This is a genomic window from Ruegeria sp. HKCCSA071, from assembly GCF_017872555.1.
GTDB lineage: Bacteria > Pseudomonadota > Alphaproteobacteria > Rhodobacterales > Rhodobacteraceae > Ruegeria.
On record NZ_JAEDOX010000001.1, the window covers coordinates 233,045 to 249,344 of the forward strand.

At 58.5% G+C, this 16,300-nt stretch carries 14 protein-coding genes; 11 read left to right on the forward strand and 3 right to left on the reverse strand.

Annotation, left to right across the window (positions count from 1 at the left end):
* The first annotated feature begins 45 nt into the window (after nt 1–45).
* The 3 genes from I9188_RS01160 (at nt 46) to I9188_RS01170 (ending at nt 3,428) form a co-directional block, all read left to right on the forward strand.
* The gene (locus I9188_RS01160; protein ID WP_209503625.1) at nt 46–1,251 is read left to right on the forward strand and encodes a helix-turn-helix domain-containing protein; all 1,206 of its coding nucleotides are present in this window, start codon (nt 46–48) and stop codon (nt 1,249–1,251) included.
* A 71-nt stretch (nt 1,252–1,322) separates the two neighbouring features.
* Nucleotides 1,323–2,444 (forward strand): flavodoxin-dependent (E)-4-hydroxy-3-methylbut-2-enyl-diphosphate synthase, encoded by a 1,122-nt coding sequence (gene ispG / locus I9188_RS01165; protein ID WP_209503626.1) that lies wholly within the window; start codon nt 1,323–1,325, stop codon nt 2,442–2,444.
* Nucleotides 2,445–2,609: 165 nt separating this feature from the next.
* Entirely contained in the window at nt 2,610–3,428 is an 819-nt protein-coding gene (locus I9188_RS01170) for a DUF2189 domain-containing protein (protein ID WP_209503627.1), read from the forward strand.
* A gap of 57 nt (nt 3,429–3,485) precedes the next feature.
* Here the strand turns inward: I9188_RS01170 and I9188_RS01175 are convergent, their stop codons facing one another.
* Both I9188_RS01175 and I9188_RS01180 read right to left on the reverse strand, forming a co-directional pair.
* Nucleotides 3,486–4,244, reverse strand: coding sequence for a DsbA family protein (locus I9188_RS01175; protein WP_209503628.1), 759 nt, complete (start codon nt 4,242–4,244; stop codon nt 3,486–3,488).
* Nucleotides 4,241–5,623 (reverse strand): M48 family metalloprotease, encoded by a 1,383-nt coding sequence (locus I9188_RS01180; protein WP_209503629.1) that lies wholly within the window; start codon nt 5,621–5,623, stop codon nt 4,241–4,243. The genes I9188_RS01175 and I9188_RS01180 overlap by 4 nt, the downstream gene beginning before the upstream one ends.
* On the opposite strand from I9188_RS01180, the gene I9188_RS01185 reads away from it, so the two are divergent.
* The 8 genes from I9188_RS01185 to I9188_RS01220 all read left to right on the forward strand — a co-directional run bounded on the left by I9188_RS01185 (nt 5,622) and on the right by I9188_RS01220 (nt 15,306).
* On the forward strand, nt 5,622–6,785 hold the full coding sequence (locus I9188_RS01185) for an aminotransferase class I/II-fold pyridoxal phosphate-dependent enzyme (protein ID WP_209503630.1): 1,164 nt from the start codon (nt 5,622–5,624) through the stop codon (nt 6,783–6,785). The two genes, I9188_RS01180 and I9188_RS01185, sit on opposite strands and share 2 nt — an antisense overlap.
* 66 nt (nt 6,786–6,851) lie before the next feature.
* A complete protein-coding gene (locus I9188_RS01190; protein ID WP_209503631.1) occupies nt 6,852–8,072 on the forward strand; it encodes an N-acetylmuramoyl-L-alanine amidase in 1,221 nt (406 codons plus the stop codon).
* Nucleotides 8,073–8,166: 94 nt separating this feature from the next.
* Nucleotides 8,167–10,656 carry a PBP1A family penicillin-binding protein gene (locus I9188_RS01195; protein ID WP_209503632.1) on the forward strand — a complete coding sequence of 830 codons (2,490 nt, stop codon included), beginning with the start codon at nt 8,167–8,169 and terminating at the stop codon, nt 10,654–10,656.
* A 15-nt stretch (nt 10,657–10,671) separates the two neighbouring features.
* The gene (locus I9188_RS01200; RefSeq protein ID WP_245220397.1) at nt 10,672–11,064 is read left to right on the forward strand and encodes a RidA family protein; all 393 of its coding nucleotides are present in this window, start codon (nt 10,672–10,674) and stop codon (nt 11,062–11,064) included.
* A gap of 94 nt (nt 11,065–11,158) precedes the next feature.
* Nucleotides 11,159–12,286: a peptide chain release factor 2 gene (gene prfB / locus I9188_RS01205; protein WP_209503633.1), complete on the forward strand. Its 1,128-nt coding sequence runs from the start codon at nt 11,159–11,161 to the stop codon at nt 12,284–12,286.
* Between the two features lies 1 nt (nt 12,287).
* Nucleotides 12,288–12,992, forward strand: coding sequence for a M50 family metallopeptidase (locus I9188_RS01210; RefSeq protein ID WP_348540310.1), 705 nt, complete (start codon nt 12,288–12,290; stop codon nt 12,990–12,992).
* Between the two features lie 102 nt (nt 12,993–13,094).
* On the forward strand, nt 13,095–14,495 hold the full coding sequence (locus I9188_RS01215) for an amidase (RefSeq protein ID WP_209503634.1): 1,401 nt from the start codon (nt 13,095–13,097) through the stop codon (nt 14,493–14,495).
* Between the two features lie 25 nt (nt 14,496–14,520).
* Nucleotides 14,521–15,306, forward strand: coding sequence for a DUF2189 domain-containing protein (locus I9188_RS01220; RefSeq protein ID WP_209503635.1), 786 nt, complete (start codon nt 14,521–14,523; stop codon nt 15,304–15,306).
* A 9-nt stretch (nt 15,307–15,315) separates the two neighbouring features.
* On the opposite strand, the gene I9188_RS01225 is transcribed toward I9188_RS01220, so the two are convergent.
* Nucleotides 15,316–16,035, reverse strand: a complete 720-nt coding sequence (locus I9188_RS01225) for a helix-turn-helix transcriptional regulator (RefSeq protein WP_209503636.1) — start codon at nt 16,033–16,035, stop codon at nt 15,316–15,318.
* Between the last annotated feature and the right edge of the window lie 265 nt (nt 16,036–16,300).

The following is a 16,300-nucleotide window of genomic DNA, read 5'->3' on the forward strand; positions in this document are numbered from 1 at the left end:
CGCCGCTAACGCGAAACGCGCGACAGGCAGAATGGGGCAGCAGGAATGATTGGGCGCAGATCACAGCGCGAATCTGATGAGGACGTAGATGTCAGACCAAAAGGGTTTGACGACTACGAAGTACGCCTTGGTGACAAGATGCGCGGCGAACGCGCAACCATGGGCAAATCCCTGTTGGATGTTCAGCGCGAGCTGAGGATCAAAGCCAACTACATTGCTGCCATCGAAAACGCAGATCCTGATGCCTTTGACACGCCCGGCTTTATTGCCGGGTATGTGCGTTCTTATGCGCGTTATCTGGGGATGAACCCGGATGAAACATTCTCGACTTTCTGCGCGGAAAGCGGTTTTGCGGTCGCGCATGGCATGTCGGCCGAAGCCTCGGTGGTGCGAAAGCCGACCGGCGCGCTTCCGGCGCGCGGGCCAATGGGGCGCGATCCCTTCATCTCGCCCAATACGCCGTATATTCCGGGCAAGGAATCTCTGGTCAGTCAGATTGAACCGCGCGCCATCGGCTCGTCGCTGGTGCTGTTGGCGGTTATTGGTGGCATCGGCTATGGCGGGTGGGCCGTTCTGAACAAGATCCAGCAGGTGCAGGTCAGCCCGGTTGAACAAGCGCCTGTGGTGCTTTCCGACCTTGATCCACTTGATGCCGTGCGCGGTGGCACTGGCGAGGACGAGGTGGCAGTGGCGAACACCGAGGCATTGGACCGTCTCTATCGTCCGCAGGCCTTGGATGTGCCGGTTCTGGTTGCCCGCGATGCGCCGATCTCGACCCTTGATCCACGCGATGTCGGAACCTTCCGCCCACCAAGCCTGCCGCAGTTCGAAGTTGCCGAAGTGCACACGGTTGAACGACCAGCCTTGCCGCAGGTCGTGGAACAGGTTGATACCACGCTGAAAATCGTAGCTGTCGATCCGGCTTGGATGCGGGTAACGGCGGCAGATGGCAGTGTCATTTTCGAAGGCACCCTTGGAACGGTCGAGCAAGGCAGTGTCTTTGAGGTTCCTTTGACAGAAGAACCGCCGCTGTTGCGGGCAGGGGCCTCGGGATCGGTTTATTTCTCGATGAACGGCGAGCACTATGGCCCGGCAGGGGCGCCCGGCACGGTTGCCAAAGGGGTGATCCTTTCGAAAGACGCGGTGTCTGAAGTTTATGCCGTTGCCGATCTTGAGGCGGAACAGAACAGCGCACTCAAGCAGCTGGTGGCTGAGCTGCAAACCGAGGCGACAGAAGCGCCCGCCGATTGATCTTGCCATTGCGGTAACCCCTGTGCCGGACTATCTACAGTCGCAACTCATGCAGACGCGGATCCGTCCTTATGTCCCTTAATCACGTGCGCCCCTGGCGCGACATTTATCGTCGTAAATCCCGTCAAATCATGGTCGGCAACGTCCCTGTTGGGGGCGATGCCCCGATCGCTGTTCAGACCATGACCAACACCCTGACCACCGATGTGGCGGCAACGGTGGCGCAGGTTCAGGCCGCGGCGGAGGCTGGCGCGGATATCGTGCGCGTTTCAGTCCCCGATGAGGCGTCGGCTAAGGCATTGAAAGAGATCGTGCGCGAAAGCCCGGTGCCCATCGTTGCGGACATCCATTTTCACTATCGCCGCGGTATCGAAGCGGCCGAGGCAGGCGCTGCCTGTCTGCGCATCAATCCCGGCAACATCGGCGATGAGCGCCGGGTGAAAGAAGTCATTCAGGCCGCGCGCGACCACAATTGCTCGATCCGCATCGGCGTGAATGCGGGCAGTCTGGAAAAGCACCTGCTTGAGAAATATGGCGAGCCGTGCCCCGAGGCGATGGTCGAAAGTGGGTTGGAACATATCCGGATTCTGCAAGACAACGACTTCCACGAGTTCAAGATTAGTGTGAAGGCCAGCGACGTATTCCTGTCCGCGGCCGCGTATCAGGGCATTGCCGAAGCCACAGATGCGCCCATCCATCTGGGTATCACCGAGGCGGGCGGGCTGGTGTCCGGCACCATCAAATCTGCCATCGGGTTGGGCAACCTGCTGTGGATGGGGATCGGTGACACGATCCGCGTCAGCCTGTCTGCCGATCCGGTAGAAGAGGTTAAGGTCGGCTTTGAAATCCTCAAATCCCTTGGTCTGCGCCACCGGGGCGTCAATATCATCTCATGCCCGTCCTGCGCGCGACAGGGGTTTGACGTTATCAAGACCGTCGAGGCGCTGGAACGTCGTCTGGAACACATCAAGACACCGATGAGCCTGTCGATCATCGGTTGCGTGGTCAACGGACCGGGCGAGGCGCTGATGACCGATGTCGGGTTTACCGGTGGCGGGGCAGGATCCGGGATGGTTTATCTGGCGGGCAAGGCCAGCCACAAGATGTCCAACGATCAGATGATCGACCACATCGTGGAACAGGTCGAAAAGAAAGCGGCTGAATTGGACGCGGCTGCGGAAGCGGCAGAGTAGTGTGGGGTCGGCTGTGTCGGTAACGCAGGCATAGCGACCTTACTCATCCCTTGCCCCAGTGCCTGAGCTGTTGCTAACTTGTTTCGTGACTGAACTTGCCTGTTTCGCCGCTGGTTCCGTCGGTAAGCAGACCAGCGCGGACCCATGCTTTGGGAGGAGTGTGTCATGACATCCAAGACCGCAGGCCCTACGCCACCCGAGAACCTGACGCCACACCAGCAGGCCATGCCCAAGGTCAATCGTGTTACTTCGGATGAAATAAAGGCGTCACTGAAAGCTGGGTTTTCCGATTTTCTGGCGCGCCCCTTCATGAGCGGTTTCTTCGGGCTTTTCTATGCAGCTTTCGGAATCCTGATGGTCTGGAGCTTGGTCTGGCTTGGCAAGATCTGGATGATCATTCCTGCGATTGTCGGATTTCCTCTGGTCGCGCCTTTCGCCGCTGCAGGACTTTATGAGATGTCCCGGCGGTTAAAGAAGGGCGAGAGTTTTGGCTGGTATGAAATCCTCACTGTCATGGCCGATCAACGCAAGCGCGAAATGGGCTGGATGGCCTTTGTCACGCTGTTCATTTTCTGGGTTTGGGTTTATCAGGTCCGGCTTTGGCTTGCGATCATCCTGCAGAATTCATCCTTTTCGGATTTTGACGGATTCTTGAACATCATCTTGTTCACTCCGCAGGGTTGGACTTTCCTTGCAATCGGCACCTGTGTCGGGGCGTTCCTGTCGGCTGTCCTGTTTTCGGTCACTGTCGTCGCCATGCCCATGCTTCTGGACCGGGAAACAAATTTCGTTTCAGCCATGTTGACGTCTTTACGCGTCGTCTCGGAAAGCCCTGTGGTCATGCTCGGCTGGGCAGCGATCATCTCGGTCACAATGTTATTGTCGATGGTTCCGGCGTTTATGGGCTTGATCTTTACCTTGCCGATCCTTGGCCATACCACGTGGCATCTCTATCAAAGGGCCGTGGAACCGGTAGACGGCTGAGGTCAGCGATCAGTCCGCCTTTTTGTCTGGGGGCAGCTGTGCCGCCCCCAATACCTATCAACCCTGTTCTGCGCGAACGCCATCTGCAATCTGCTGCATCTGATCGGCGGGCAGATAGCCGCGCAGCAACTCGGTTCCCAACACGAATGAGGGCGTGCCCGAAATCTGCATCCGTTGCGCCAGAGCACGGGTGCGGCTGATCTCATCCGTGACGCTGTCGCTGTCCATCGCGGCGATGATCGCGTCACTGTCCAGACCCAGCCCGTCAGAGATGCGGCGAAGAGTAACTTCTGAGGGTTCGCCGCTGAATTCCATCAGCGCATCGTGAACCTGTTTATAGGCGTCATTGCCTGCCACTTGCTTGGTTGCCACCGCAAAGCGCGAGGACAAAACAGATGCGTCGCCCAGAATTGGCAGCTCTTTGATCACAAAGCGGATATTGCCGTCGCTGGCCAGCAGGTTTGCCACTTCGGGCACCGCACGGCGGCAATAGCCGCAGCGGTAGTCCATAAACTCGACCAGTGTGATATCGCCATCCGGGTTGCCGCCAACCCAGCTATAGCCATCGTCGAACAGTTCTTCCGCGTTGGCGGCGACCAGTTCCTTGTCTGCGGCCGCTTCGGCCACTGCGTTTCGCTGTTCGAGGATATTGATTGCCTCGATAATGACTTCGGGGTTTTCCAGCAGGTATTCGCGTACCTGAGCGCCAAACTCTGCCTTTTCGGCATCATTCATCGCGTTCAGGTCCAGCGCCTGTGCCGAGGTCGCCGCCATGGAAAGCCCCAGAAGGGCAGGTGCAGCATGTCTGAGGATCATTTCCGTTTCCTTTTGTCTTTCTTGAGTCGTTCTGAGGCAATCAGCACGTCTTGTGCCCTTTGCCAACCCGGAGAGCCTTCGGGCAATTGCGCCACGGCCCGTTTCGCGTGAATTCCGGCATCCTCCATCCGACCTTGCAGCGCATAACGCTCTGCCGTCACGGTCGAAGCCATACCGTTATTTCCGACCTGTGCATAAGCCACACCCAGGTCTTGCATCAGGCGTGCATTACGAAAGTCGCGCGCACGCGCCTGTTCCAATGCATTCAATGCCTGTTTTGTTTCCCCTTGCGCCAGCAGGGCGCGCCCATAGCCCGCAAGGATCAACGCATTGTTCGGGGCCATTTTAACAGCGTTTGCGTAGGCGTTAACAGCCTCGCTTACCTTTCTGTTTTCCAACAGGATTTGCCCTTTCAGGTCGTAATAGAATGGGTCATCAGGGCGTTCGGCAAGTGCCGCGTCTATCGCGGCACGGGCGCGGGACAGATCACGGTTCTGATGATAGGCCGAAGCCTCTCGCATCAGGCGGATGTCGCGATAGGGTTCTTCACCGGCACGCCGCAAGGTCCAACTGGGCGACCGCAGAAAGGCCGACAGCTTGCCTTTAACCCGCGCAAACCAGTAATCCGAATTGGGGTTTGGAACGGCGCGGTCGCCAAACTCGTCCAGGAACGCCTCGGCAGCGCGCAGACGATCACGGCTTGTTGGGTGTGAGCGCATATAGGGGTCCTGATTGGCGACACTCAGCAGTTCCTGACCGGCGAACTTCCGGTGCAGTTCCACCATCCCGCTGGGTGAGATTTCGGCCCATCGCAGGTAACTTGCGGCACTGCGGTCGGCGGATGCCTCTTCCGCGCGGGTGTGACCCAGAAAACCGCGAATTGCTGCGCCTTGGGTGCCAGCAGCGATCCCGATGGCGGCCTCGCCCCCACCCGCCGCAGCTGCCAGCAGGGCCAAAGCCGTGCCGAGGCTGGCGTTGCGCTGCGCCGCTTTCAGGTTCTCAGCCCGTCGTGCCAGATGACCATTCGAGATATGTGCGGCCTCGTGGGCGATGACAGCCTGCAACATTTCGGGGCTTTCGACGGTCAGAATCAGCCCGTAGTTCACATAAATCGCGTTGTAGTCGATGACGAATGCATTGAACGTGTTGTCGTTTACGACCAGAATCTGAACCCGGTTCGTGTTCAGCCCCGCAGCCCGCAACACCGGAAACGCCAGTTCACGCAGGCCATGTTCGATATCAGGGTCGCGGATCAGGCTTTGCGCGTGCGATTGCACCGCTGCCGCCAGCCAGACGACAACGGCAACCATCAAGGCCGGGATTGACGCCAACCGGGATACGCGCTCAAAAGCCATGACTGCAACATGGGAGATGGGCATGAGAAACTCAACCCGGTCCGGGGTCGATCCCTTCATCGTGATGGATGTGATGGAGGCGGCACGCAAGGCCGAAGAGGCAGGTCGCCACGTGATCCACATGGAAGTCGGCCAGCCCGGAACCGGCGCGCCAAAGGGTGCGACCGAAGCTTTGGCCGCGGCGATGGAGCAAGGCCCGCTGGGCTATACGGTTGCCCTGGGTCTGCCCGCCCTGAGGCAGCGGATCGCCCGGCTTTACGGCGATTGGTACAATGTCGACCTGAACCCCGAGCGGGTGGTGATCACTCCTGGCTCGTCCGGCGGATTCCTGCTGACCTTTACCGCTTTGTTCGACAGTGGCGACCGTGTCGGTATCGGGGCGCCCGGCTATCCGTCCTATCGCCAGATCCTGAAGGCGCTGGGTCTGGTCCCGGTCGACCTGCCGACCGCGCCGGAAAACAGGTTGCAGCCCGTCGCAGCGGATATTCAGGGGATGGACCTGAAAGGGCTGATGGTGGCTTCACCCGCAAACCCGACCGGTACGATGTTGGATCGCGCCGCCATGGGTGCCTTGATCGAGGCGGCTCATGGGCAGGGCGCGTCGTTCATCAGTGATGAGATTTACCACGGGCTGGAATACGAAGCCAAGGCCGTGACGGCGCTGGAACTGACAGATGAATGCTATGTGATCAACTCATTCTCGAAATACTTTTCGATGACCGGATGGCGCGTAGGCTGGATGGTGGTGCCCGAGGATCAGGTGCGCGTGGTCGAACGGATCGCTCAGAACATGTTCATCTGCGCCCCCCACGCCAGTCAGGTCGCGGCGCTGGCTGCCATGGACTGCGACGACGAATTGCAAGCCAATCTGGACGTGTACCGCCGCAATCGCGCGCTGATGCTGGACGGGCTGCCCAAGGCCGGGTTTTCGAACATCGCGCCGCCCGACGGGGCGTTTTATGTCTATGCAGATGTGTCTGATCTGACCGATGACAGCCGCGCATTTGCGGCCGAGATTCTGGAACGGGCCGGTGTAGCCGTGACACCTGGGCTGGATTTCGACCCGCAGCGCGGCCATACCACATTGCGGTTTTCCTATGCGCGCGCGACGGATGACATTCAGGAAGGGCTTGAGCGTTTGCGCCTGTTTATGACCCGGCGCGGCGCTGTCAGGGAACGGGCCTGAGCCGTTCACAAACCGCCCCTTGTGGTATAGGGTGCCCGACAAACGATCTCGGGAAAACTTGAGGCCATGAGCAGGATCTTCTTAAGCATTGCGCTGTTCTGGGCGTTGGCTGGTGGTGCCATTGCGCAGGATTTCAGCGCGTTGGCGCGTGTCCAGCCTGAGCAGAGCCGTATTACGGATGTCGGGCGTACCGGTGTTCGGGTGGACATCGCCCTCAGTCAGGGCGTTCCCTACAGGATTTTCACCTTGCAGGATCCCTACCGTATGGTTCTGGACTTCAACGAAGTGGATTGGGCCGGGCTGACCAGCGAAGATTTCCTGCAATCCGATCGCATCAGCGGCGTGCAGTTCGGCGCATATGTTCCGGGTTGGTCACGTCTGGTGCTGGAACTGGGTGCGCCGATGGCAGTGACGAAAGCAGAAATGTTGGTGGCAGAGGATTCGGGGGCCGCATTGCTGTCGCTCGACCTCAAGGGGACGGATTTCGATGCCTTCAACGCCTCGGCAGGTGCGCCGCGAAACCCGGGCTGGGACTTGCCGGAACCAGCGGATGTGCCGCAAGCCGCGGTGCGCAGTGCCGACCGACCCTTGCGTGTCATGCTGGATCCGGGCCACGGAGGCATCGATCCGGGGGCCGAGACTGACGCGATTGATGAAAAAACCCTTATGCTGACTTTCGCGCGTGAGTTGCGCGAAATCCTACTAAGATCAGGCGGGTACGAGGTGGTTCTGACACGGGTCGACGATCAGTTCGTCTCGCTGGAGCGCCGAATTGCGCTGGCGCACCGGGCCGGTGCGGACCTGTTCATCTCGCTACACGCTGATTCCCTGTCCGAAGGGCGGGCGCATGGCGCGGTGGTATATACCCTGTCCAACGATGCCTCGGATGTGGCCAGTGCGAAGCTGGCAGAACGGCACGACCGCGGGGATTTGATTTCCGGTATCGATCTGAACGGGGCAGATGATCAGGTCACGGATGTCCTTCTGGACATGGCCCGTCAGGAAACGATGCCACGCACAAGCGCGCTGGCCAAAGCCATTGCAAACGGTCTGGCACAACAAGGCGGGCCGATGAACGGCAAACCCCTGCGTACCGCATCTTTTTCAGTACTCAAGGCGGCGGACATCCCGTCGGTTCTGGTCGAGCTTGGGTTTCTGTCCAGCCCCAGAGACCTCAAGAACCTCAAAGATCCTGATTGGCGGGCAAGAATGGCGCTGGGAATTCATCGGGGGCTTGAAGATTGGCACCAGCAGGATGTGATCCGCAAATCCCTTATTGGCCAGTGACCTTGCGGCGCGAAACGGCTAGAATACGCTCGGTGTTTTGACCCTTGGGCGGCGCATCACTATATAGGCGGCACCGCGAGAAAAAGGCAGTAACGTGATCCGGTTCATTCTTTCGATTTTCGGGGCGATTTTCAGCCTCGTGACATTGGGTATTTTCATGGCCGCGCTGGTGATCGGTGCGGTGTTCTGGATGTATGGGCGCGATCTGCCCAGCCACGAGTCGCTGGCACAGTACAAGCCACCCACAATCAGCCGGATCTATTCGGGTGAAGGCAAGCTGATCGATGAATTCGCGCAGGAACGCCGCCTGTTCACCCCGTCCGAGGAAATCCCGGATCTGGTGAAGCAGGCGTTTATTTCGGCGGAAGACAAGAATTTCTACAACCATCAGGGCTATGACCCGCGTGGCATCATTGCCGCCGGGGTCGAGGCGGTGCGGACCAAGGGCGAAACCGTACGCGGTGCGTCGACCATCACGCAGCAGGTCATGAAGAACTTTCTGCTGTCCGGTGACCGCCGGGCCGAGCGTAAGATCAAGGAAATCATTCTTGCGACCCGGCTTGAGGATACATTGGACAAGGAACAGATCCTCGAACTTTATATGAACGAGATCTTTCTGGGCCAGAACTCTTACGGTGTGACTGCCGCCGCGCAGACCTATTTCAACAAGACCCTGCAGGAACTTGCCCCGCATGAGGCCGCCATGCTGGCTGCCATGCCCAAAGCGCCGTCAGATTACCACCCCGTTTGGCAAAAAGAGCGCCTTCTGGCCCGGCGCAATTACGTGTTACGCGAGATGCAGCAGAACGGTTACATCGATCAGGCGACTTTTGAGGCCGAGGTCGAATTGCCACTGCGCTCAGTCCAGAACGGAGATTTTGAAAGTTTCCGTACAGCCCTGCCGCCCCGAGACTATTTCACCGACGAAATCCGTCGCCAGCTGAGCGAAGATTTTGGTGAGGGCGAGTTCTTTACGGGCGGCTTCACCGTGCGGGCATCGGTGGATGAGGAAATGCAGGTTGAGGCCGCACGTGCCTTGCGCGAGGCGCTCGAGAAATATGACCGCTCCCGTGGCAAATGGCGCGGAACAGGTGACGTGATCCCGGAAGAAAAACTAGCGGATGAGGCGCAATGGCGCGAGGCGCTGGCGGCCGTGGAAGTTCCGCGCGACGTCATTCTGCCAACCCGGTGGTATCCCGCCGTGGTCCTGGGCATGACCGACCAGCAACTGACAGTTGGTGTCGAAGAAGGTCCTGCCGATGGGATAATCCCGCGCGCGGACATCAAATGGATGCAGGGTGATTTTGCGGCCAACTTCAAGCGCGGCGATGTCATTCTTGTTGTTGCGGGTGAAGATGGGCAATGGTCAGCCCGCCAGGTGCCAGAGGTGCAGGGTGCCTTTGTCGCGATGGATGTGAACTCGGGTCGCGTTCTGGCGATGCAGGGCGGGTTCTCGTATCAGGACACCGTGTTCAACCGGGCCACACAGGCACAGCGCCAGCCGGGATCGTCCTTCAAGCCGTTTGTCTATGCTGCTGCGCTGGACAGCGGATACAGCCCCGCGACCATCGTCGTCGATGCGCCGATCGAAGTGAACACGCCGCAGGGGCTGTGGCGCCCCAAGAACTCTTCCAACAAATTCTACGGTCCAACTCCTTTGCGCACAGGGATAGAACAGTCGCGGAACCTGATGACCATCCGTCTGGCGCAGGAAGTTACAATGCCTGTCGTTGCGGGCTATGCGGAACGGTTCGGTGTCTATGACAGGATGGGCGCGTTTTTGGCCAACTCGCTGGGGGCCGAGGAAACTACACTTTACAAGATGGTCGCGGCCTACGCGATGTTCGCCAATGGCGGCCAGCGTGTGGAACCCACTCTGGTCGACCGCATTCAGGACCGGTTCGGAAAAACCATCTATCGCCACGATGACCGTCAGTGTCTGGACTGTAACTCGACCTGGCTGGAACCAGATGAATCGCCCACCCTTGTCACGGATCGCGCGCAGGTCATGGATGCGATCACCGCCTATCAACTGACATCGATGATGAAGGGTGTGGTCGATCGCGGGACGGCATCCAGCGTTGTGAATCTACCCGTGCCAACAGCGGGCAAAACCGGAACCACCAACGACTCCAAGGATGCGTGGTTCATCGGCTTTACGTCGAACATCGTGGCCGGTTGCTACATCGGTTATGACCGACCGCGTCCGATGGGACGTGGGGCCTATGGTGGCACGCTGTGTGGCCCTGTGTTCCAGAGCTTCATGGAAAAAGCGGTCGAAAAATACGGCGGCGGTCCGTTCGAAGTGCCGGAAGGTGGTCATTTCATCAAGATCGACCGCTTCAGCGGGGCCCGTCTGCCCGATGATGCCACCGGTGACTATGTCGTGGCCGAATTCTTCCGCGACGGCGTCGATGGTTTTATCGACCGTGTCTATGATGGTGGTTTTGCCATCGGATCGGACCTGCCATTGTTTGAAGAAGTCCAGCGCGCGGGCGTACAGGTTCAGACGTCGACGGGCCAGACCGTGACCGTTGGTCCGAAAGCTTCCCAAGGGGACCTGAGCACCGGCGGGCTTTACTGACAAGGCGCGTTCCAATTGGCTAAAACCCCGCTGATTCCGCATTCTTTGTTGGGGGCACCCGGACAGTTGCGCATTTCTCCGGGCGTCCTCTCGGGCCAGCACGTGTTTCTCACCGGCATGACCGGAAGCGCGGCGGACGGCTCGATGCCAAGCGATCCGGAACAACAATTCCGAAACGCCTTTGCAAAGATTGCAGAGGTCTTGAAGGAAGCCGACCTTGGATTGGATGCGGTGGTCGAGATGACGACCTACCATGTTGAAATGCGAGATCATTTCGACGTGTTTGACCGCGTGCGCCTTGAGGTTCTGACCGCGCCTTACCCGGCCTGGACCGCAGTTGAAGTTGCGGGATTGCGACGGGAAGGGGCGCTGGTGGAAATTCGGGCGATTGCGCATCTTTCTGATTGAAAGCACGATAGCTGTTTCAGCGTCCAGCCTGTCTTGTGGTGTCTCGCACCTCTTGCTATCACGCAGGCCTGATTGAGCAAGTTGGGACAAGACCATGCGCGCCGAAACCCAGAACATCGTGGCGGATATCAAAAAGTCACTGGAGCTGCTGGCGCAGCGTATGGACTATGAAACCGCGCCGCATCGCCTTGAAGAATTCAACGCGCGTGTCGAAGACCCCAACCTTTGGGATAACCCTGAAAATGCGCAGAAACTGATGCGCGAGCGGCAGTTGCTGGTCGATGCAATCGAAACGTATGAATCCATCAAGACCGACCTCAGCGACAATATCGAACTGATTGAGTTGGGCGAGATGGAGGAAGACCAGGAAGTCGTTCAGGATGCCGAAGCCGCGATCAAGACGCTGAAAACCAAGGCTGCAAAAAAAGAGCTTGAGGCGCTGCTGGACGGCGAGGCTGACAGCAATGATACCTTCCTCGAAATCAACTCGGGCGCGGGGGGAACCGAAAGCTGCGACTGGGCGTCGATGCTGGCGCGCATGTATGTGCGCTGGGCCGAGAAAAAGGGTTACACGGTCGAGCTGCAATCCGAGACACCGGGCGAAGAAGCGGGGATCAAATCCGCAGCCTACAAGATTTCCGGCCACAACGCCTATGGCTGGCTAAAATCGGAAAGCGGCGTACACCGGTTGGTGCGGATCTCGCCCTATGACTCGGCGGCAAAACGCCATACGTCTTTCAGCTCGGTCTGGGTCTATCCGGTGGTCGACGACAATATCGAGATCGAGGTGAACCCGGCCGATATCCGCATCGACACCTACCGGTCTTCGGGGGCTGGTGGCCAGCACGTGAACACCACCGACTCGGCCGTTCGGATCACGCACATCCCGACCGGGATTGTTGTGACCAGTTCGGAAAAGTCGCAGCACCAGAACCGCGATATTGCCATGAAAGCCCTGAAATCGCGCCTGTACCAGCAGGAACTGGATCGCCGCAACGCGGATATCAACGCGGCGCACGAGGCTAAGGGCGATGCGGGCTGGGGCAACCAAATCCGGTCTTACGTGTTGCAGCCCTATCAGATGGTCAAGGACCTGCGAACCAATCACGAAACCTCGGATACCAAAGGTGTTCTGGACGGGGACCTGGACGGATTCATGGCGGCAACCTTGGCCCTGAACGTGTCAGGCAAAAGTCGATCCGAGGCGCAGGGCGACAGCTAAGGTGACACGCCAGCGTTCCTTTCTGGACCTGCTGAAAGGGCACTGGCAGCTAATCCTGATCACCGGTCTGGTCTTTGCGCTCTGGAACACGCCGGTTGTAGTTCCGCTGAAAATTCTGGTCGTCTTTCTGCATGAGCTGTCTCATGCCGTGACAATCCTACTGACTGGCGGTTCGGTCGAGAGTTTCACGATCTCACCCCAGCAAGGAGGGATGGTGATCGGCCGGGGCGGCAGCAGGTTTCTCAGCCTGTCCGCCGGCTATCTCGGCTCGCTCGTGTTTGGCATGGCGCTTTTGATCATCGCCTTACGGACAAATGTTGACCGGGCTGTTTTGGCTGTTTTCGGCGCAATCATGTGTCTGATCGCACTGCTGTACATACGCGATGCTTTCGCCTTGTTATTTTGCGCAGGCGTCGGGGCCGCAATGATTGCGACAGCGTGGTTCATGAGCCACGAGGTCAGTGATCTGGTGCTGCGCGTCATCGGGCTGACCAGCATGATCTATGTCCCGTTTGATATCTTTGATGACACCATCCGACGGTCCGGCGCGCACTCGGACGCGTTCCTACTGGCCGAGGAATTCGGCGGCACCGCGATGCTGTGGGGTGGGGTCTGGCTGGTGTTGAGTAGCGCGGCCATTGCCGTTTGCCTACGGTATTGGCTGGGCCGGGACAGCAACCTGCCATTGCACCGCAAAGCACTGTGATGCTGTTGTTAGTAAGACAAGAAAAGATACATCTAAACAGTGGGTTTAAATGAGGTGAACCGCTCGCTAGGCTGTCGAAGACCAACAACAGACTGGCGTGTTATGGACCTGACCCGGATATCTGCCACAGAGCTTCTGAACCAACTGGCTACCCGGCAGGTTTCGGCCACGGAAGTCATGCAGGCCACGCTGGATCGTATTGCCAAGGTCAACGGTGACGTGAACGCCATCGTGGCGCTGCTGGACAAGAGTGAACTGATGGCCGAAGCACAGGCCCGCGACAGCGGCCCCGTCACTGGCACGCTGCACGGCTTGCCAATTGCGGTCAAGGATTTGGTCAATGTGGCAGGTATTGTCTCGTCGCACGGATCGCCTGTTTTCAGGGATGTCGTTCCTGACAGGGATGATCTGATTGCCGTAAGGATGAGGGCCGCGGGCGCCATCCTGATCGGCAAGACCAACACACCGGAATTCGGGCTGGGCTCGCACACGTTCAACCCGGTCTATGGTGCAACGCGCAACCCGTATGATGCCAGTTTCACCTGCGGCGGCTCATCCGGTGGTGCGGCAGTGGCTTTGGCAACGGGTATGGTGGCATTGGCCGACGGGTCTGACATGATGGGCAGCCTGCGCAACCCGGCAGCCTGGAACAACGTCTACGGCTTTCGCCCAAGCTGGGGCAGGGTGCCGTCTGATCCTGTGGGTGACAGTTTCCTGCATCAACTGTCCACGCTGGGGCCGATGGCGCGCAGTCCCGAAGATTTGGGTATCCTGCTCGATGTGATCTCGGGGCCCGATCCGCGCCTGCCATTGGTCGGAGAATACGCACGGGTTTCCCCGGTGGTCGCAGCAGATCTGAACGGGTTGCGCATTGGCTGGCTGGGCGATTGGGGCGAGGCCTTTCCTATTGAAGCCGGAATTCTTGAGCTGTGCCAAGATGCGATGAAGGTGTTCGAAGCGCAGGGCGCGCGCGTTGAACATGTCGCCCCGCCTTTTGATGCCGAACGGTTATGGACCAGTTGGATCACCCTGCGATCCTGGAGTGTTGCTGCGGGGCTTGAACCCTTGGCTGAACGACGGAACCATCTGAAAGACACAGCCCAGTGGGAGCTGGACCGGGGTCTGACGATGAGTGCCATGGATGTGCATCACGCCAGCGTAATCCGGTCAGAATGGTTCCGGCGCGCGGCTGAACTGTTCGAGCAGTTTGATGCCCTTGTCCTGCCATCCGCACAGGTTTGGCCGTTTGGGATCGAAACGCCATACCCCACCCGGATCGCGGACCGCGCAATGGATACATATCATCGCTGGATGCATGTCACGGTACCGGTCAGCCTGATCGGCTTGCCTTGTCTGGCCGCACCCGCGGGATTTGGTGTGCAGGGTCTGCCCATGGGCTTTCAATTGTTTGGACCAAGAGGGTCGGATCACAAATTACTGTCGGTCGGAGCGGCTTATCACGCCGAAATTGACTGGCCAAACAAGAGACCGGCGATGTCATAACGTCGGTAAGGGAGGAGAAAACGACATGGAAAAGCCTTTTGGTGTTCCAGACATGCGCCCGGTAGATACCGCTATGCTGCGCACGGCGTTGAAGCGCGCCTGGGCCGACTTTCTGCGTGCGCCGCAGTTCGGGTTGATCTTTGCCGGGTTCTACGTGCTTGCGGGATGGGCAATGGCATGGGTCACCATCCAGACCGGTACAACCTTCTGGCTGGTTCTGGCAGCCATTGGCTTTCCGTTGATCGGCCCGTTTGCCGCTGTTGGCCTTTATGAGGTGTCGCACCGGCTGGAACAGGGCGAACCGCTGGACCTTGGCGCGATCTTTGGTGTCGTGCTGCAACAAAGCCGCCGGCAATTGCCGTCGATCTGTGCCATCATCGTCGTGGTGTTTCTGTTCTGGTTTTTTCTGGGGCACATGATCTTTGCCCTATTCCTTGGGCTGGCTACGATGACAAACGTGTCGTCCTCGCTTGAAGTCTTTCTGACGGTGAACGGCCTGACAATGCTGGCTGTGGGCACGGTGGTTGGGGCGGTTTTCGCAACCGTTCTGTATATGATCACTGTTTTGTCGATCCCACTGCTGTTGGACCGCGAACTGGATTTTGTCACGGCGATGATTGCAAGCTTTACCTATGTGTCCGGAAATTTTCCGGTGATGCTTGTCTGGGGGGTAATCATCGCTGTTCTGACGTTCCTGGCCATGGTGCCCTGGTTTCTGGGCCTTCTGGTGGTCCTGCCACTGTTGGGCCACGCCAGTTGGCACCTGTATAGACAAATCACCCAAGTCGAAGGCGGGGAAGCATCGTCCTGAGATAACCGGTCAGAGTTGCTGAGCCGGATTGTTCGTAGACAGCCGCGCAGCGGCGAAAATTGCAGCTGCATCATGCCCGAGATATTTCAGAACCACGGGCTCCGGTGCTTCAGGGGTGGCCGGGCTGATAACCGTACCCCGCCACTGAACCGCTGTTCCCGTCGGATCGGGTGAAATCATATAAACGCGACTGTTTTGACCCTCCCGCTGAGAGGTCAGCATATAGACGGAATCGCCGGAGCAGGCGACGATCCCCTGTATTTCGCGCGCTTGCGGCGTTGCCTCAGGCATCGCCGCGCGCGACACATATCCGCGTATCAATGTGCATTGGGCCTGTGGCCGGGCGTGCAGAAGGGTCATACGGTGCGAGGCCGAGACGCTTTCGATCACGGCGTAAAACCCCGGAGAAAACGCAGTTCTGGCGATCATGTCCACACCTGACCCAAGAAACTCGGTCAAGGCAGTTTTCGCGGCGTGATCCTCGACCTTTTCAATTTCGTCCAGCGGCTTCAGAAGAATGCGCGCATCCACGTCGAAAAACCGACAGATGCGATCCAGAACATCTGGCCGTGGAACACTTTCGCCCGAAAGATACCTGTTGAATTGCGTGCGATTTACGCCAAGCTTGCGGCACAGTGCCGAGACTGACCGATACCTTCGTGCCAATTGCCGCAGGTTCGCGCCAAACATCGCGCGAAGTTCAGCCGGGCTGCGAATGTCGTTGGTCATGGATGCCCACGTCTTGCTGAGATTCCTGAAAAACCATCGCAGCACTGGAACCAAGCCCCGGCGCGCAGTGAAAAATCGTACAGATTGACCCCAAGCAACGTATCCCCACGTCGCGTTGCGGCATCAAGGCTAAAGCCATAAAGCGCAATGGCAATAAGCTTTATCTAAAAATGACTGATCTTTATCTGGAAAAGACAGTTCTATGGCAAATTTAGCGCATAGAAAGGCGTTTGGGCCGTTTTTTGAAAGGCCCACCAACCTCAAA